This is a genomic window from Flagellimonas sp. B-3, assembly GCF_056857835.1.
Window position 1 is genome coordinate 17,686 of sequence record NZ_JBSXNW010000015.1, and the last position, 18,933, is coordinate 36,618.

The following is an 18,933-nucleotide window of genomic DNA, read 5'->3' on the forward strand; positions in this document are numbered from 1 at the left end:
AACCCCGGCCTAAGCCAGGGTTTTTTCGCACTAATACTACTAAGATGTTAGGTTCAACGTAAGCGATCAACAGATTTTACAAGATCTTCATCCTTTTTGATAGCCCTGTTGGCCAGGACAAGAAAAACGATAGAAAATACAGGAATCAGCATCCCAATACCCTTCTCAGAAACCACAGTTTCTCCGGATAGGCTTAGTGATCGATAAACGAAAAATCCTAGTAAAAAAAGGTTCAATATCATATTCAATCTGTTTACCACAAATTGATTTTGTCTTTTCTTGTACATTATAATCGAAACTACGGCCAAGACGGTTACCACATAAAAAACCAAGCTTACAATAACTTGATCTTGGGCAAATACTTCTCTTCCGCCTACTTCCACCCATAAATTCAGAAAAAACGGAAGTATGCCCGATATAAGGCCTACTATCAGTAAAAATAACGTTTGTATCCGCTGAATCATTGTGCAAATTGATTTCGAATGCCAAAAATAGGCGTCTTTTTGATAAATAAGGCCTTATTCTTGAAAAATTATTTGTAATATTGTCACGTTATTATAAAGCACCTACCTCGGAATTCTTACTCCAGTAGTATCCAAAGATAACTTTACTTCAAATTTTAGAATAACACAAGTTTAACTTATTCCATTACTTAATGTTCGAGATTTCAGATCTAAAAGCTAAAAAGCTTCCTGAGTTGCAAGAAATTGCAAAGGGTCTTAATGTTCCCAAATTCAAATCATTGAAAAAATTGGACCTAGTATATCAAATACTTGACGTTCAAGCATCCAACCCTAAAGCCGTTGCAGAAACTGTTACAGCAAGCGCAGACGAAAAGCCAGCGCCAAAACCTAAAAAACCCAGAGCTCCTCGCCCTAAAGCTTCGGAGACGAAAAGCACAGAAGGTGACGCTCCAAAAAAAGCACCTCAAAAAAGAGAGCCCAGGAACAAAAAAGAGGACTCCAAACCTCAAGGAAAACCTCAGAAAAAGGACAACAAGCTACAGGACAACAAGTCTCAAGACAATAAGTCCCACAGTAGCAGTAACTCCCAAAAGAACCAAAACAACAGGAGAAACAACCAACACAACAAACCGCACCACGATAAAAAGAACAGCAATTTTGACAAGGATTTAAAGAATAGGTACAAAGAGCCTGAATTTGAGTTTGATAGCATTATTGAGAGCGAAGGTGTGCTGGACATTATGCAGGATGGTTACGGATTCCTACGGTCTTCCGATTACAATTACCTGTCTTCTCCCGACGATATTTATGTTTCCCAATCACAGATAAGATTGTTCGGACTTAAGTCCGGGGATACAATTTTAGGAAACATTAGACCTCCAAAAGAGGGTGAAAAATATTTTCCGCTGATCAAAGTGAACAAAATCAACGGATTGGACCCACAAGTGGTTCGTGACAGAGTGGCTTTTGAGCACCTTACCCCATTGTTCCCTAAGGAAAAGTTCAAGTTGGCGGAAAAACAAAGCACTATTTCCACAAGAATTATGGACCTGTTCTCCCCTATCGGGAAAGGACAAAGGGGAATGATCGTTTCCCAGCCCAAAACGGGTAAAACCATGTTACTTAAGGATATTGCCAACGCCATTGCAGCTAACCACCCCGAGGTATATCAAATCATTCTATTGATCGATGAGCGCCCCGAGGAGGTTACCGACATGCAACGCAACGTACGTGGTGAAGTAGTTGCCTCTACCTTTGACAAGGAAGCCACCGAGCACGTAAGAGTAGCCAACATTGTATTGGAAAAAGCAAAACGATTGGTGGAATGTGGTCATGACGTAGTGATCCTTTTGGACTCCATTACGCGTTTGGCCCGAGCCTATAACACCGTACAACCAGCATCTGGTAAAGTATTGAGTGGTGGTGTGGACGCAAACGCACTACATAAACCAAAACGTTTCTTTGGTGCGGCCCGTAACATTGAAAATGGTGGATCATTATCCATTATTGCAACGGCCTTGACCGAAACCGGTTCCAAAATGGACGAAGTTATCTTTGAGGAATTCAAGGGTACAGGTAACATGGAGCTTCAGTTGGACAGAAGAATCTCCAACAGAAGAATCTTCCCTGCCATCGACCTTATTTCTTCCTCAACACGAAGAGATGATCTGTTGTTGGATGAAAACACCATTCAACGTATGTGGATCATGCGCAAATATCTTGCAGACATGAACCCTATTGAAGCAATGGAGTTTATGGAGCAACGTATAAAACAAACCAAGAACAACGAGGAGTTTTTACTCACCATGAACGAGTAAAACCCCACAACACTCCATATCATAATGTTTACAGGCCCTTCAAGTTTTTTGAAGGGCTTTTTGTTGAGCCAATTTATAGAAAAGGCATATCTTTAGTCCGGTTTCCTCAAAAACTGAACATTAAATACTTAACTATGAAAAACAACCAAAAGGCCGTAATTGCATTTTTTGGGGCCATATTACTTTTACTTGGAGCTTGCCAACAAGGGCCCAAGAAAGATGAACCAACCGAACCAGAAGAAGTTTTACCGCCCGAAGGCATTATTTCTTTAGAGGAATCCAAATCACTCTACGATAATTACACCAAGAATAGGGTAGGTGTAATCGAGGAATATGAAATGGAGCGATATCCTGACAGAAAGCATATTCCCGCTCGCTTTACATCCTTTAACTATGCAGACATAAAAGACTATATGGCCTACGTAGAACAAGAGGCCAAAGAAGCTGGCGTTGAAGTTGCATCGCTACGTCTATATTTTGCCAATTATCCGGATAAAGAAAGGTTTCCCGACGGAAAAAAAGTTGTACATCCAAGGCAGAATTCTATTTTTTTAGTCCCCACAACAATTATTGATGGCAAAGAACTCGGATTCTATATTGGTGCAGACGGAAAGGCAAAACCAATAAAAGGTGTTGTGGGCAACTCGGAAACAGGTGAAAAAGATGGACCAAACACATCCCAAGCGGGTTTTGCCCCATCACTCTTTCAGGATGACATTAAGAGTTTGAACCTCAACCACGGAGGTTCAGGACCACCCCCTTACACCGACTTCTAAAAAGTATGTTTGAAGAGCTCTTTAAATATCTGACTGAGCATTTTTATGTACCACTATATCTGATAACTTGGGTAATATCGATATTTCGGTATCGTAGGTATTTCGACACACCGCTTAAATATCTCCCAATGATAATCATTTATACTTTTTTCACAGAGCTCTTGGGCGTACTGATTAAATACAACAACAATTTTCAGTTTTTCTCTGATGGCAGATATGCTTGGCACAATGTTATAATTTATAATGTTTACCAGATTGTGTTTTTTATTTTCTTCTTTGAGGTATACCGAAAAGTGGCCCAGAATGGAACGATCAAAAAACAGATTCGTTATTTAAGTATTCTTTGCATACTATCCTATATTGCCAATGCAATAATCTACAATCCCTTGCACAATCAAATGACCTATGGCCATATCATAGGCTCTCTCATGATGGTCTATGTCATTATTCAATATTTCAAGGAAAAAATACAAGAAGAAAAGACGCAACCATTAAAATTCAATCTAATGTTTTGGATTAGTTCGGGTTTGATGGTCTTTTACACATTGTTTCCCATAATTTCTGTAATCTATCTGTTAGATCTTAATATAGGCATCCAAATTTATTTTAGACCATTATTGTTAACATCCATAGCCTTAATGTATGGACTTATCATTTTGGGCCTGCTCATAGGAAAAAGAAAAGCATTCAGGTAAAAAAAGCCTTCCAAGTAAAAATTTAAGCCTCCAACCTCGAAGGCTTTTATTTCTTATCTTGATTTACCTTTAAAAGCTTTGAGAACCAGACAGCAACCAATAATGGAAGGATTTTACAACTTTATTACCGAACAATACATTCTTCCATTCTATCTTATCGTCTGGATTGTGTCCATGGCCTGTTACCCATCGTATTTTGACACCCCACTAAAGTACTATCCCATTTACTTAATGTACACCTTTCTCACCGAACTATTGGGATACTTCATCAAACATTTTGACGAATTCCAAATAGTGGATGTTGAACAGTATAACTGGTACAACGTCATTATATTCAACATCTATTCCGTGATTTCATTTTTGTTTTTCTACTATATCTACTGGAAAATGGTTCAAAACAAAAAACATAAAAAGTGGATACAAATTGGGGTCTTGGCAAGTATTTCAGGTTATGTGATAAGCCTATTTTTTCAAAATCCTTTGTACAGCAACCTTTACTATGCCGATATGATCGCTTCCTTTATTTTACTTTTTAGTATATGGCTTTATTTTAAAGAAAAAAAGAGCGAACCTACACCCTACCCCAAGAAATACAACCTCATGTATTGGATGAGTTTGGGATTGATAATCTTTCATTCCGTTTTTCCATTTTTGTTTTGGGTTGGATATGAAGCCCCAAAAATTTGGGTAGATTATCACTTTCGGAGCATATTAAGAATATTGATCCTAATCATGTACGGCACTTTTTTGGTGGGCGTACTTATTCATAAAAGAAAGGCTTTCAGATAAATTGTTAAAAACAAAAACGCCCCCAATTTGGGGGCGTTCAGAATATTGTGGTCAAACTAAAATTACATTGCTGCAACTTGAGTCATCAATTTACTCTTAAGGTTTGCGGCCTTGTTATTATGAATGATATTTTTCTTGGCCAATTTATCAATCATACCAACTACGGTAGGCAACAAAGCCTCAGCAGCTTTTTTATCTTCCTCGTTACGTAATTTTTTGATGGCGTTACGCACAGTTTTGTGCTGGTACCTGTTACGCAAACGTACTGCTTCGTTTCTTCTGATTCTCTTTAATGCTGACTTATGGTTTGCCATTGCTTAAATTTAATTCTTTCTAAATCCTTTTGTTGTAGCCCGTAGGGGAATCGAACCCCTGTTACCAGGATGAAAACCTGGCGTCCTAACCCCTAGACGAACGGGCCATTATTTCAATTTCAAAATTTTAAGCTACAAAGTTAAAAAAATAAGCAGCTTTTTAGCCTAAAACTTTTCTTCGTAGCCCGTAGGGGAATCGAACCCCTGTTACCAGGATGAAAACCTGGCGTCCTAACCCCTAGACGAACGGGCCGTTTGGTTGCATAATTGCGGATGCAAAAATACAACTATTTTTAAGTCTTGCAACAGTAATTATTATTTTTTGCAACCTACCTAATAGGCCTTTGCAAACAACACCCGCTGAACAGATGGTTTTCCTGTTACAATACACTTTCCTTCCTCCTTTTCTGCATGCAGTGGAATACAGCGAATAGTGGCTTTGGTCTCTTCTTTTATTCTATCCTCTGTCTCCGTTGTTCCATCCCAATGAGCCGAAACAAAGCCACCCTTATCCTCAATAATTTTTTTGAACTCATCATAGGAATCCACCTTGGTGATATGGTTTTTTCTATAATCCAACGCCTTGTTAAAGATGTTCTCTTGGATTTCATCCATCAGGGAAACCACCTTGTCCACAACTTCATCGGCCTTTACAATTTCCTTGGACAGGGTATCCCTGCGAGCCACTTCAAAAGTTCCATTGGCCAAATCGCGCTGACCTACTGCCAAACGCACAGGAACACCTTTTAATTCATATTCATTGAACTTAAATCCGGGCTTGTGCGTATCTCGGGTATCATATTTAACAGTTATGCCCCTATCACGCAATTCTTTTACCAATGGCTCCACTTTCTCCGAAATAGCGTCCAATTGATCGAATCCTTTATATATAGGAACAATTACAACTTGAATTGGCGCCAACTGTGGCGGCAATACTAGACCATTGTCATCGCTATGGGTCATTACCAAAGCTCCCATCAATCTTGTTGAAACACCCCACGACGTGGCCCAAACATACTCTTGCCCACCTTCTTTGTTGGCAAACTTCACATCAAAAGCTTTTGCAAAATTCTGACCCAAAAAGTGAGAGGTACCGGCTTGCAGGGCCTTTCCGTCCTGCATTAATGCTTCTATACAATAAGTTTCTTCCGCACCCGCAAAACGCTCGCTCTCTGTTTTGGTCCCCTTTATCACAGGAACGCCCATATATTTTTCAGCGAATTCCGCATATATGTCCATCATAAGCTCCGCTTCTTCCAAGGCTTCTTCACGAGTGGCATGTGCGGTATGCCCTTCTTGCCATAAAAACTCAGCAGTCCTCAGAAAAAGACGCGTTCGCATTTCCCAACGTACCACATTGGCCCATTGGTTGATCTTTAAGGGAAGGTCTCGGTAAGATTGAATCCACCTTCTGTATGTATCCCAAATAATGGTTTCGGACGTGGGGCGAACAATCAGCTCTTCTTCCAATTTTGCATCTTCGTCCACCACAATGCCACTTCCATCCTCGGCATTCTTCAATCGGTAATGGGTAACAACAGCACATTCCTTGGCAAAACCCTCTACATGACTGGCCTCCTTACTCAAGTACGATTTTGGTATGAACAACGGAAAATAGGCATTCTCATGACCTGTCTCCTTGAACATCTTGTCCAACTGCCCCTGCATTTTTTCCCATATGGCATATCCGTAGGGTTTTATCACCATACATCCTCTAACTCCCGAGTTTTCAGCCAAATCTGACTTTACGACCAGTTCATTATACCATTTGGAATAATCTTCCGCTCTACTCGTTAACTTTTTACCCATCTATTGTAGTTTGGCACAAAACTTGCGACTTTATTAATAAAAATGATTGGGTAAAACTAATTATTTTTAGTATGTTCAACAATAAAAATTGCGCCATGTTAAAGACTTTACTCCATAAAAAATTACGAATCCCGTCCATTTTGATGGTCAGTGCCATCTTTATGGCATCTTGTGGTTCTTATCAGCAAGCTTCTTATTACGATGATGGCATCTATTCCACCAACAACCGTGTTGTCGGGGTTGAAAAGAAAAATGCCGAAGCAGTAAGAATTGAAGAACAGGAGAACAACATTTACGGCGATTATTTTGGCGACAAAGCAAACGAATACGGTGAAATTTTGGATAGCGAAGTTTTTACCGATATAGACAGTTATTCGAGTCAGGCCCAAAACGACACCATTCCTTACGGAGAACAAACCGATTACATTGCCTATAATAACAACTATAACGGAAACCCTGGTTGGGGCGACAATCCTACAAGCATTTCCATCAACGTTTACGACAACAGTTGGGGCTGGGGCGGCTATTATGGTTGGAACGACCCATGGCTATGGAACGGATGGGGATGGAATGCCGGCTGGGGCTGGGGAGGCCTTGGCTGGGGATGGAACAACCCATGGAGATATAACCGTTGGGGCTGGGCCGGGTATTACGGCTGGGGATACCCCTACAACGGATGGGGCTGGGCTGGTGCTGGCTTCGGATGGGGTGGATACTATGGCTGGGGCGGCTATTACGGTGGTTATTGGAACCGCCCATACTATAACAGAGGATACTATGGCAGAAACTACGCCTACATGTCAGGACGGAGAGGCTATGCTTCCCGTATTCCAGGAACAACACTAACATCTAGATCAAGCGGATATTCCTCTAGGTTCAGAAACAACAGTGGACGTTCCAATGGAACAGTTTCCAGAAACAACGGCTTGGCCAACAGAAGAAGTTCCAATGGCTACAGTAACAGGTCCAACGTTAGAAGGTCGGTAAGCGCAGACGCCGTTGCCAGAAATAGAAACTACAGAACAAGTAGAAGCACAAGAACTTCCCCAAGTTACAATAGAAGTTCAACAAGCTCACGTCGTTCCTATGGGACAACTCCTTCAAGAAGCAGCCGAAGCTACAATAGAAGCAGTTCTCCCTCATCCAGAAGCTATAATTCTGGACGAACCACTAGGAGCTATCAATCCAGAAGCGCTACACCAAGTAGAAATTACAGTCGTTCATCCAGTAGGTCGAGCTCCAGAAGTTACCGTAGCAGCGGCTCATCAAGAAGCAGCAGATCCAGTGGCACCTACCGAAGCTCAGGAAGTAGCTCTAGAAGCTCAGGTGTAAGTAGATCTTCAGGAGGCGCATCACGTTCTTCCGGAGGTAGAGGCGGTAGAGGTGGCAGACCATAATCCACAAACTATTTTGATTAATCTAAATCATAAGAAATGAAAAGAATCTCAACTTTCATAATGGTATTGGCATGCACTTTCGCAAGTGCACAGACCATTGATGATGTATTGCGCTACAGCACGGAAAACATTCAAGGAACCGCAAGGTTTCAGGCTATGGGCGGTGCATTTGGAGCCTTGGGCGGTGATTTATCCGCACTAAATGTAAACCCAGCAGGTTCTGCCGTATTCAATTTTAGTGAATTGTCCATAACGGGTTCCAACTATCATAGAAACAACGACGCCCTTTATGGCAACACCCTAAGCAACACTACTGCCAACTCTTTGGATTTTAACCAAGTGGGCGGAGTGTTCGTATTCAATTCATCTACCGATAGCCCTTGGAAAAAAATTGCATTGGCCTTCAATTACGATATGGTGCAAAATTTTGACAACGAGTTTATTGCATCCGGAACAACATCCGTGGGTATCGACAATTATTTCCTCAACTTTGCACAAGGTGAACCCCTAGGGCCACTGCGCACACAAGAGGGTGAATTTATTGAAGATGCGTATTTGGATATCGGGGCCAATCTCGGTTACTCGGCCCAACAGGCATTTCTTGGCTTTCAGGCAGGAATTATAGAACCAGAAATTGATGATAACGAGAACACTGAATATAACTCAAATGCACAATACAGCAATGTCAATCAACGATATATACAGAATACATCCGGTTACAATAGCAAGTTCACTTTGAATTTTGCCAGCCAGTATAAAGAAGATTTGTATTTAGGTGCGTCTGTAAACTTCCATAACGTACTGTATGATAAAATTACATATTTGGATGAAGAAGGGTATGATGCTGAATCGCCCATCCAATACACCTCTTTTGACAACTTGTTGCACACGGAAGGTTATGGTTTCTCCTTCAGCTTGGGAGCCATTGCCAAAGTAAACCAATCCATTCGTGTGGGCGGTAGTTACCAATCGCCAACATGGTACACTTTGACAGATGACACATCACAAAGAATCAATTCCAATTTGGCGGTATCGGATATTGACTTTATCAACTTTGGTATTGTAAACCTTTATGATGAATACAGGATAAAAACACCTGAAAAATACACAGGTAGTGTGGCATTGGTTTTTGGGCAAGATGGACTTATCAGTTTGGATTACTCCTATCAAGATATGTCCAAAGCAGAGCTTAGACCCACTTCCGACCCTAGTTTTGCCGCAGAGAACGATTTTATTGCAGGTACTTTGGGTGCGGTCAACTCCTACCGTTTAGGAGGTGAATATAGGATAGACCAAGTTAGCCTTAGGGCAGGTTACCGATTTGAAGAAAGCCCTTATGCCGACAGCGATTTTGTGGGCGACCTAAATGGTTTTTCCACAGGTATTGGTTACAATTTTGGGGCAAGTCGCTTGGATTTGGCCTACAGTAGAACCGAGCAAGATGTGAATTCTTATTTTTTTGATGGAGGGATTGATAGTGCTGCCCTAATAAGCAGAATAAACACCAATATCTCTCTAGGGTATACTTTAAAATTCTAAAGCACAGAAAAAGAAAATATAATACAAGAGGCTGTCCAAAAGCAATAAAATTTTGACTTTGTCAGGTTGAGCGCAGTCGAAACCCCTTGGTTATCAGCTTGACTTAGGTTCTCGACTGCGCTCGAACTGACAGATAACAAGCTTTTTAGATTGCCTCTTTTTTATCGAACCAAAGAAAAGTGCCGCCGAACAGATTTGGCCACTAAAATGCCCTCGTCATCACGCTCATACTCCAAACGGAACCAGTAATCGGAGGAAGGCATATCCCTACCATTATAGGTTCCATCCCATCCTACGTTCACATTAATTTGTTTTAAAAGCTTGCCATAGCGATCAAAAATGTAGACCACAGGGTTTGTTAACTCCTCTACCCCGTAAACAGTCCAATTGTCGTGAAATCCATCACTATTGGGCGTAAAGAATTTTGGATACCCCACCACCAAAAACTCTTCGGGTTCCGACATTCCACAACCATTTTTATCGTTAATGACCACAGTGTTTATTCCAGGGGGCACATCCCTAAAAACAGGATCATCCTGAAATTCACCTCCATTTATGGCATATTCATAGTTGCCATCCCCAACAGGAACAATCTCCACATTGTACGGATCGGTCCGGTCACTATTCACAAAATCATCGATTACCCTAACTTCTTCCAGTTCTGGAGTGCCGTAAAAAGTAATCAAAACATCATCGTTATATGTTTGTCCCAAATTATTCTCAACAATAACATAATAGCGCCCTGAATTTGGACTAGTAACAACATACTCCGTTTGACCAGGACTTGTTGGCAAGACCTCTAAATTACCGTTATCTTCTCGATCAACAATCCAATCTACTCTACTAATATTTGGACCAAATGGAGAATTCAAAGCTGACAAAATGATATCCGGATCGCCTTCACAAGCAACAATATCAAACCCTAAAAATTCATCCCTAAGTGTACAATCCAAGGCACTATCCTGATCCTCATCTACCGACGTTCCGGTAAAGGTCAGCTCAAAAGATTCCGGTTCTTCATCAAAATTGGTGTTGTAGTTATTAATATAGAGGTAATAGATTTCTCCTTCCCTAACATTCACCCATTCGTCATAAGTGTTCTGACTCCCCTTTACAAAGGGTGCTCCTTCCCGCCCATCTACGGGGTTTACCCCAATCCCTGTAAAGCCCGTATCGTTGTATTCATAGTTGCATCGGATGGGCTGCGCGCTTCCATCACCGATTATGGTACAGAAATTTTCATTGGAAGTTTCATCAAAAGGGCCGTACAATGCAAAATCCCACTCTGCGGTAATTGGGCTGCCGGGGTTTACGGGCAATGCTTCAATATCAAAACCAATTTGTCCATCGACACCTGCTCTAAATACATACCATTCCGTATTGTTCTCAATATTGGCCGAGCTCACACTTCCTTTTTCCAAACAGCCTGTTTGGGTGATTACCTCTGGATCAAAATCATCAATATCACCACCGCCATCGGTAGTTCCCAAAATGGGTTCATCGGCGCAAACGGGTATGGCGGTTCTGCAATCTGGTGAGTTTTGGGCGCTAACTACTTGAAATAGAAAGAAACAACAGATAGCACTGAATAGAGCTCTCATAGAATTTGGGGCTAGTGGTTACGCTACTTACACCTCATATAACTCTATTAATTATCCTTTTAGTATGTGTTTATGCAATAAAATTTGATGCTGATCAATAAACGGCCAGCTTGTTATCGGCGAAGGGAAAAATGGCTTTGTAAATACTTGGCATAAGTTCGGTTGCCATCATCATCCACATAGGATAGTTTGAACCAATAATCGGTGGATGGCAATGGCTTGCCTTGAAAACTTCCATCCCAGCCCGTATCAAACTCGTTCATCTGCTTGATGAGCTTACCATAACGATCATAAATCGTAACAATCGGCGAGTTTAAGGTAGAAAGCCCCTCTATCTGCCAAGTTTCGTTCAATACATCGCCATTTGGGGAGAAAATCGCCAAATATCCAACCACTACAATATCTTCTTCGACCACCCCGCAACCATAAGGGTCGCGCATTCTCACGGTATGCACACCTGGTAAAACACCTTCAAACATATTGCTGCCCTGGTATTCGCCCCCATCCATACTGAACTCATACGCACCATTGTTTTCCGTATTGATGGTTACTGTATTGTTGGCGCTCATATCGTCAATATCAATACTTGAAATCTGTGGCATGGTTGAAATTTCTACGGACACCGTCCTACTCGTTTCGCAAACAATTCCATGGGATTGATTGGTGACCGTTACCTTATATTCCCCAGCTTCCGAAACCATAATGGATGGTGTTTGCTCACCCGTGCCCCATTGATAACTATAATTGGCATTCGGTTGCGTTTCCCCGATTTCCAAACTTCCAACGGCCTCGCAAATGACCACTTTCTCATCAAAGCTCAACACAGGTGCCTCTATAGCATTCAAAGCAAAGCTTTGGGATGCATCATAACAATCAGGGTTTGCCAAGGAGGTGGTTCGAACGTAAATCGTATCAGAAACACCTGTCAATATATAGTGTTTTTCCAAAGGATTTATCCCTGCTTCGGCATCGGTCTGTGAGTTATGGTAGCTGACCACAAAATCATCTTGATCCATACCACCCAATGCCTCATAATTTTTACTGTTCAAATCAAAGGTCATATCCGCTTCGTAACAAAAAGTTTCGTCCAAAACTGTTCCTGTAATCGGAACATCGTTAAAACCAACCTGCACATCGCTCACAATGCTTTCTGCAGATGTATCTACCACAACACGGTACTGACCAGAATTTTGAACAGTATGGGTTGCACCATTGGCTCCCGCGATTAATTGATAACCACTTCCCGAGTCCATATACCATTCGTAATTCATGGCCCCAGAGGTAGAGGCATCCAAAACCACACTATCGCCCTCGCAAGCAGCAATGGGCGGTCCCAACAAATTGCTTACAATGGAACAATCCAAGGCACTATTGGGGTAGTTTGCCCAAATATTTCCCGTAAACTGGATGGAAAAGCCCGAATTTATATTGCTAAAATTATTGATAAAGAGATAGTAGTCCTCTCCTGCTTCCACTTGAAGCCAATCCTCGTAATGCACCGAATCCTCATCGCCCGTAGGGTCTTCCCCTACTCCAATAAAACTGGTATTTTCGCTATTATCAAAAAAATTACAACGGATAGGCTCCCCTAAATCACTACAATCGCTCGCACGATACAGGGCAAAATCCCAATCTTCGTTACTATTATGACCAATATTAAAGCCCAACTGACCAGATTCAGCGGTTCGAAAACGGTACCAAGCTGAATTGGATTCAATTACACCCGTAGTGGTCTGCTCCAGACATCCACTGGAAGCCGCACCATTAAAGTCATCAGTCCCAAAACCATTTGTTCCGCCATTTATGGGCGTATTGCTGCATATAGGAACGGCATTAATACAATTTTGGGCCACCTGCGCTTGCGCAGTTTGCCAAAAAAGCAACAACAGTAAGGTCTTGGCAAAAGGTTTAATCATAAAAGACTGTAGGTTTGGATATTATAAAAGTACCGTGGTACCTGCCTTAACAATAATTTATGTTGTCAAAGCCCCGATACCAGATGTTAAATCGATCATTAATGTATATCTTTGCTCTCCTTAAGCAATAGCTATGAAACTAGAGCAGGCATTGGAAGAACAATATGAAGAAAGAGGAAACGACCACGTAGGTTCCTCATCGGACACACCTTTAAGAGAAGATGCTTTTGTATTGAGCGATGAAGAAAAGATCGAAAGAATACAAAAAAGCGTAAGGGAAATTATGCTTACCCTGGGTCTCGATTTGGATGACGACAGTTTAAAAGGCACACCTAAACGGGTGGCCAAAATGTACGTACAAGAAATTTTTGGCGGATTGCATCCTGATAGAAAACCAAAATCGTCCACTTTTGACAATAAGTACAAGTACGGCGAAATGTTGGTGGAAAAAAACATTGTGGTTTACTCTACCTGCGAGCACCACTTGTTGCCCATCGTTGGACGGGCGCACATTGCCTATATTTCCAATGGAACGGTTGTTGGCCTTTCCAAAATGAACCGTATTGTGGATTATTTTGCAAAGCGACCACAGGTACAGGAACGCATGAATATCCAAATTGTAAAGGAACTCCAAAAAGTGTTGGGCACCAAGGATGTTGCCTGTGTCATCGATGCCAAGCACCTTTGTGTAAATTCCAGGGGCATACGGGATATTGATAGTAGTACCGTAACCGCTGAATATGGTGGGAAGTTTAAAGATGAGGCCACAAGAAGGGAATTTTTGGACTACATCAATCTCGATACCGAATTTTAAACACCAACCGTTTAAATGCAATTGTACAAAGACCAATCCTTACGAATTCATAATTCACTTACTGGGAAAAAAGATGTATTCAAACCTATAAACGAAGGCCATGTGGGCATGTACGTTTGCGGTCCCACCGTTTATAGCAATGTGCATTTAGGCAACTGCCGCACTTTTATGTCTTTCGACATGATTTTTCGCTACTTTAAGCACTTGGGGTACAAAGTGCGCTACGTCCGTAACATTACCGATGCAGGGCACTTGGAAAATGATGCAGACGAAGGTGAAGATAAAATTGCAAAAAAGGCCAAGTTGGAGCAAATTGAACCTATGGAAGTGGTTCAACGCTACACCGTGGATTTCCATAACACCCTACAACAGTTCAATTTATTGCCGCCAAGCATTGAGCCTACGGCAACAGGCCATATCATTGAACAAATCGAGATCATCAAGGAAATTCTTGAAAAAGGATTCGCTTATGAGGTAAACGGTTCCGTTTATTTTGATGTGGTCAAATTCAACCAAGATCACGATTACGGCAAGTTAAGCGGTAGAAAGTTGGAGGATATGATCACCAACACTCGCGAACTTACCGCACAGGATGAGAAAAGAAACCCACAGGATTTTGCCCTTTGGAAAAAGGCAGAGCCGCAACATATTATGCGTTGGCCATCACCATGGGGAGATGGTTTCCCTGGATGGCACTTGGAGTGTACGGCCATGAGCACCAAATATCTGGGAGAAACCTTTGATATCCACGGTGGCGGAATGGATCTTAAATTCCCCCACCACGAGTGTGAAATAGCACAAGCCGAGGCCAGTACGGGAAAATCCCCTGTCAACTATTGGATGCATGCCAATATGTTGACCTTGAACGGCAGAAAAATGTCCAAATCCACGGACAACAACATTTATCCTTCGGAAATCTTTAGCGGGGACAACAATATTTTGAGCAAACCCTACACCCCGGCCGTGGTTCGCTTTTTTATGATGCAAGCCCATTACACCAGTATTTTGGACCTGAGTGATGAAGCCTTGCAAGCATCCGAAAAAGGATACAATCGTTTGATGGATGCGCTCGAAAGCATTGATGCCCTTAAAACAGGTGATAAATCAGATTTTGAAGTGGCCGCTTGGAAGCAGAAATGCTACGATGCCATGAACGATGACTTCAATACACCGATTTTGATTGCACAGTTGTTCGAGGCCGTGAAGCACATCAACCTCATAAAAGAGAACAAAGAAAGTATTACAACCGACGACAAAGAATTATTGGCCAATACATTAAAAGCCTTTGTTTACGACGTTTTAGGCGTAGAAGGTCAAGCCTTGGCAAAAGACAATTCCAATGCTCTAAAAGGAGTTATGGAACTATTGATCGAGATGAGAAATGATGCCCGCGCCAAAAAGGATTTCGCAACATCCGATAAAATCAGGGACAAACTCAATGCTTTGGGCATCCAATTAAAAGACGGCAAGGACGGTACAACCTTTAGCGTAAACTAGTGTTTCACAAATTTTGATTGGTATTCACCTGGTGAAACATGGATTTTTCGCTTGAACAAGCGGTTAAAATAAGAACGGTTCTCAAAACCGCATTCCAAATAAATCTCCTTTATTTTCCTATCGGGATTTTTTAAAAGGTCAATGGCCATTTTTATTCGCTCGCTATTGATATAGTCAATGGGTGTTATCCCCAATTCTTCTTTAAAAGTTTTATGGAAATGGGATTCGCTCATGCAAGCCTTTTTGCTAAGCTCGCCAACGGATAGTGTTTCGTGTAGGTGTTGGGAAATATATTCAATCACATAGGCCAACCTATTACTGGAACTTAATTTTGAAGCGTTTTGGGTATATTTTTCTCGTGTATTGCCCTGTAAAATTCGAATAATCAATTCTTGCAGCATATTGTCCACAAAAAAATCCTTAGATGGGTGGTTTTCAGTAAACAGGTACAATAACCGCTGAATGATTCCATAAATGCTGGCATCGTTGGTAAAATGATAATTGTAATCCATCAAAGCCCATTCAGACCCATCGTGCTTAGGCATGGATTCGTTCATCAAGTTGATGACCTTATTGATTTTTTCATCTGAAATCGCCATGGCCAAGCAACGTGTCGGATTCTCTTCGTTCGCCTCAGGAAAATCAATACACATGACTTCGTTGGAAGGAAGTATCAAGGATTCACCTGGAAGAAAGTCAAAAGATTTTTTATCCCGAAGGTGCATTATTTTTTTCCCTATCAACATAGATGCAAGTACAGGTTGATTAAATTGAAGGAGCACCTTTTCTGCTTGTAAGTGGGTTTCAAAAACATGCATGGAGGCATTGTTCAATGTATATGAAGTTTGGTTCTCGACCAAATTTTCAAGTTTTCTTTCCTTAAAAAATTTATCTGGCAACTGCATATTTAAATACCTACTTATCAAATTAAAACCTCAATACTTACTAAATATAAAAAATATGACTCCATTTTTTGTTAAAACTATAAAAACAAAGAGGATTGGTCATGTCATTAATAGTATACGTCAGATGTACAGGATGTAAAATCAATACTTTTAGAATCAGTCACTTGCACAAAGTAGGCAGATACATAAAATTTAACTTTAATAAACAGTATTATGAGCAATGTTCAAACTACGGAACAAAGTGTTTTGGAAAAACCTAAGTTCAAAAATCAGTATGAAAACTACATCGGTGGAAAATGGACCCCGCCGACAAAAGGAGAATATTTTGACAATATTTCCCCTGTAGATGGGAACGCCTTCACAAAAATTGCACGATCCACTGCCGAAGATGTGGACAAGGCCATTGATGCCGCTTGGGCCGCTGCCCCTGAATGGAACAATTCCTCTGCTACCTACCGAAGCAATCTACTATTAAAGATTGCCGATGTAATGGAGAATAATCTCGAAGCCTTGGCACGGGCCGAAACCTGGGACAACGGTAAAGCCTTGCGAGAAACTCGTGCTGCCGATATGCCATTGGCAGTGGACCATTTTAGATATTTTGCAGGAGTAATCAGAGCCGAGGAAGGTTCCGTGAGCGAGTTGGACTCCAATACCGTCTCCATGAACGTTATGGAACCTCTTGGGGTCGTGGGCCAGATTATTCCATGGAACTTCCCTATTTTGATGGCAGCTTGGAAATTGGCACCAGCATTGGCTGCGGGGAACTGTGTGGTATTAAAACCTGCAGAACAAACCCCAGTAGGCATTTTGGTACTCATGGAATTGATCGAGGATATTCTTCCTGCCGGAGTTCTCAACATCGTAAACGGATTTGGCTTGGAAGCAGGAAAACCATTGGCTTCCAGTCCACGTATTAAAAAAATCGCCTTTACAGGGGAGACCACTACAGGTCAATTAATCATGCAATATGCATCAAAAAACATCATACCCGTTACTTTGGAATTGGGCGGTAAGTCCCCAAATGTTTTCTTTGAAAGCATTATGGATGCCGATGACGAATTCTTCGACAAATGTTTGGAAGGTGCCGTAATGTTCGCCTTAAACCAAGGTGAAGTATGTACCTGCCCATCCAGAATATTGGTTCAGGAAAGTATTTACGACAAATTCATTGAACGTGTGGTAGAGCGTACCAAAGCTATCAAACTGGGGCATCCACTGGACCCAACTACCATGATGGGCGCCCAAGCATCCAACGATCAGTTTGAAAAAATCCTGAACTACATCCAAATTGGTAAAGAAGAGGGTTGCGAAGTGCTAGCTGGTGGAGAAGCCGCCTACAACGAAGGACTTGAGGGCGGATATTACATACAGCCCACCATCTTAAAAGGAAACAACAAAATGCGCGTGTTCCAAGAAGAGATTTTTGGCCCAGTCGTCTGTGTAACTACCTTTAAAGATGAAGCCGAGGCATTGGAAATCGCCAACGACACCCTTTATGGATTGGGCGCAGGAGTCTGGACAAGGGATATGCACCAAGCCTATAAAATTTCAAGACAGATTCAAGCGGGCCGAGTTTGGGTGAATTGCTACCATGCCTACCCAGCTCATGCACCATTTGGAGGGTACAAAAAATCAGGTATCGGAAGAGAAAATCATAAAATGATGCTCAGCCATTACACCCAGACCAAGAACATGTTGATTTCCTACGATAAGAACAAATTGGGCTTTTTCTAGGATGGAGCAATTGATAAAACGCGTGTTGGTATCGGACAATGCCATAAAAATCATTGATCAATTGAAGGAGCGCCATGGCGAATTGATGTTTCATCAAAGTGGAGGCTGTTGTGACGGTTCCTCCCCGATGTGCTTCCCAAAGGGCGAGTTAATGCTCGACAACAACGATGTAAAATTGGGCACCATTCACGGATGCGACTTTTTTATGAGCAAGGACCAGTTCGAATACTGGAAACACACACAACTAACGGTCGATGTGACTACGGGACGTGGTGCCAGTTTCAGTCTGGAAATTCCACTGGGACTCCGTTTTGTCATCAAGTCACGATTGTACACGGATGAGGAGCGGGAACATTTGGAACCCGTGCAACCCGCCGAAGAAGTTTAAATCAGGCCCCGACTTTATCGGGGCTTTTTGCTACCTTGTAACCATCTTTTACCAATAGATAGCATGAAGAAAATTTTGATAGCGCCATTTGTTCTGTTGGTACGGTTTTACCAACTTTTTATCTCCCCTATGTTCCCTTCAACATGTCGCTATTCCCCCACATGCTCTCAATACACCTTGGAAGCTTTAAAAAAGCATGGACTGTTCAAAGGTGGTTGGCTTTCCATCAAACGGATAGCGAGTTGTAACCCTTGGGGTGGAAGCGGTTATGACCCCGTACCCTGATGAAGTTCAAGCTTCAAGTTCAAGTGCAGACTTCGGGCATCGGGCATCGGGCATCAAGTCCCGAATTCCAAAAAACAAATTCCAATAACTCAATAACAAAATAACCCAGCAACCTAAACCCAAAAACGGTAATTGGCAGTAAAAAAACTTAGCCTTCAAACAAAGTACGACAAATCCCATAAAGTATGTA

The 18,933-nt window shown here is 41.7% G+C and carries 17 protein-coding genes and 2 tRNA genes; 11 read left to right on the plus strand and 8 right to left on the minus strand.

The window, feature by feature from the left end:
• Positions 1-53: 53 nt before the first annotated feature.
• Positions 54-464 carry a DUF4293 domain-containing protein gene (locus AC13CS_RS02775; protein WP_482888368.1) on the minus strand — a complete coding sequence of 137 codons (411 nt, stop codon included), beginning with the start codon at positions 462-464 and terminating at the stop codon, positions 54-56.
• A 191-nt stretch (positions 465-655) separates the two neighbouring features.
• On the opposite strand from AC13CS_RS02775, the gene rho reads away from it, so the two are divergent.
• The 4 genes from rho to AC13CS_RS02795 all read left to right on the plus strand — a co-directional run bounded on the left by rho (position 656) and on the right by AC13CS_RS02795 (position 4,541).
• Positions 656-2,281, plus strand: coding sequence for a transcription termination factor Rho (gene rho / locus AC13CS_RS02780; protein WP_482888369.1), 1,626 nt, complete (start codon positions 656-658; stop codon positions 2,279-2,281).
• A gap of 134 nt (positions 2,282-2,415) precedes the next feature.
• The gene (locus AC13CS_RS02785; protein ID WP_482888370.1) at positions 2,416-3,057 is read left to right on the plus strand and encodes a hypothetical protein; all 642 of its coding nucleotides are present in this window, start codon (positions 2,416-2,418) and stop codon (positions 3,055-3,057) included.
• A gap of 128 nt (positions 3,058-3,185) precedes the next feature.
• On the plus strand, positions 3,186-3,752 hold the full coding sequence (locus AC13CS_RS02790; RefSeq protein ID WP_293168960.1) for a hypothetical protein: 567 nt from the start codon (positions 3,186-3,188) through the stop codon (positions 3,750-3,752).
• 102 nt (positions 3,753-3,854) lie between these two features.
• Entirely contained in the window at positions 3,855-4,541 is a 687-nt protein-coding gene (locus AC13CS_RS02795) for a hypothetical protein (RefSeq protein ID WP_482888371.1), read from the plus strand.
• 62 nt (positions 4,542-4,603) lie between these two features.
• On the opposite strand, the gene rpsT is transcribed toward AC13CS_RS02795, so the two are convergent.
• The 4 genes from rpsT to proS form a co-directional block, all read right to left on the minus strand.
• Positions 4,604-4,855 (minus strand): 30S ribosomal protein S20, encoded by a 252-nt coding sequence (rpsT, locus tag AC13CS_RS02800; protein WP_207032733.1) that lies wholly within the window; start codon positions 4,853-4,855, stop codon positions 4,604-4,606.
• 35 nt (positions 4,856-4,890) lie between these two features.
• Positions 4,891-4,962 (minus strand) — tRNA-Glu (locus AC13CS_RS02805).
• A gap of 74 nt (positions 4,963-5,036) precedes the next feature.
• Positions 5,037-5,108 (minus strand) — tRNA-Glu (locus AC13CS_RS02810).
• Between the two features lie 80 nt (positions 5,109-5,188).
• Positions 5,189-6,664 (minus strand): proline--tRNA ligase, encoded by a 1,476-nt coding sequence (proS, locus tag AC13CS_RS02815; RefSeq protein WP_482888372.1) that lies wholly within the window; start codon positions 6,662-6,664, stop codon positions 5,189-5,191.
• 95 nt (positions 6,665-6,759) lie between these two features.
• Between proS and AC13CS_RS02820 the strand changes: the two genes are divergently transcribed.
• Entirely contained in the window at positions 6,760-8,061 is a 1,302-nt protein-coding gene (locus AC13CS_RS02820; RefSeq protein ID WP_482877085.1) for a hypothetical protein, read from the plus strand.
• 36 nt (positions 8,062-8,097) lie between these two features.
• On the plus strand, positions 8,098-9,600 hold the full coding sequence (locus tag AC13CS_RS02825) for an OmpP1/FadL family transporter (RefSeq protein WP_482888373.1): 1,503 nt from the start codon (positions 8,098-8,100) through the stop codon (positions 9,598-9,600).
• A gap of 161 nt (positions 9,601-9,761) precedes the next feature.
• Here AC13CS_RS02825 and AC13CS_RS02830 read toward each other — a convergent pair whose 3' ends face one another.
• A complete protein-coding gene (locus AC13CS_RS02830; protein ID WP_482888374.1) occupies positions 9,762-11,201 on the minus strand; it encodes a T9SS type B sorting domain-containing protein in 1,440 nt (479 codons plus the stop codon).
• A 113-nt stretch (positions 11,202-11,314) separates the two neighbouring features.
• Positions 11,315-13,117, minus strand: a complete 1,803-nt coding sequence (locus tag AC13CS_RS02835; protein WP_482888375.1) for a T9SS type B sorting domain-containing protein — start codon at positions 13,115-13,117, stop codon at positions 11,315-11,317.
• A 133-nt stretch (positions 13,118-13,250) separates the two neighbouring features.
• Here AC13CS_RS02835 and folE point away from each other — a divergent pair, with 133 nt between their 5' ends.
• Both folE and cysS read left to right on the plus strand, forming a co-directional pair.
• The gene (folE, locus tag AC13CS_RS02840) at positions 13,251-13,931 is read left to right on the plus strand and encodes a GTP cyclohydrolase I FolE (protein WP_482888376.1); all 681 of its coding nucleotides are present in this window, start codon (positions 13,251-13,253) and stop codon (positions 13,929-13,931) included.
• 15 nt (positions 13,932-13,946) lie between these two features.
• On the plus strand, positions 13,947-15,428 hold the full coding sequence (gene cysS / locus AC13CS_RS02845; RefSeq protein WP_482888377.1) for a cysteine--tRNA ligase: 1,482 nt from the start codon (positions 13,947-13,949) through the stop codon (positions 15,426-15,428).
• Here cysS and AC13CS_RS02850 read toward each other — a convergent pair.
• Positions 15,425-16,333 (minus strand): AraC family transcriptional regulator, encoded by a 909-nt coding sequence (locus AC13CS_RS02850; RefSeq protein WP_482888378.1) that lies wholly within the window; start codon positions 16,331-16,333, stop codon positions 15,425-15,427. The two genes, cysS and AC13CS_RS02850, sit on opposite strands and share 4 nt — an antisense overlap.
• A 213-nt stretch (positions 16,334-16,546) precedes the next feature.
• On the opposite strand from AC13CS_RS02850, the gene exaC reads away from it, so the two are divergent.
• From exaC to yidD, 3 genes are all read left to right on the plus strand, one after another.
• Positions 16,547-18,070 carry an acetaldehyde dehydrogenase ExaC gene (exaC, locus tag AC13CS_RS02855; protein WP_482888379.1) on the plus strand — a complete coding sequence of 508 codons (1,524 nt, stop codon included), beginning with the start codon at positions 16,547-16,549 and terminating at the stop codon, positions 18,068-18,070.
• Between the two features lies 1 nt (position 18,071).
• Positions 18,072-18,458 carry a DUF779 domain-containing protein gene (locus AC13CS_RS02860; RefSeq protein ID WP_482888380.1) on the plus strand — a complete coding sequence of 129 codons (387 nt, stop codon included), beginning with the start codon at positions 18,072-18,074 and terminating at the stop codon, positions 18,456-18,458.
• A gap of 63 nt (positions 18,459-18,521) precedes the next feature.
• Entirely contained in the window at positions 18,522-18,743 is a 222-nt protein-coding gene (gene yidD / locus AC13CS_RS02865; RefSeq protein WP_163625995.1) for a membrane protein insertion efficiency factor YidD, read from the plus strand.
• Positions 18,744-18,933: the final 190 nt, after the last annotated feature.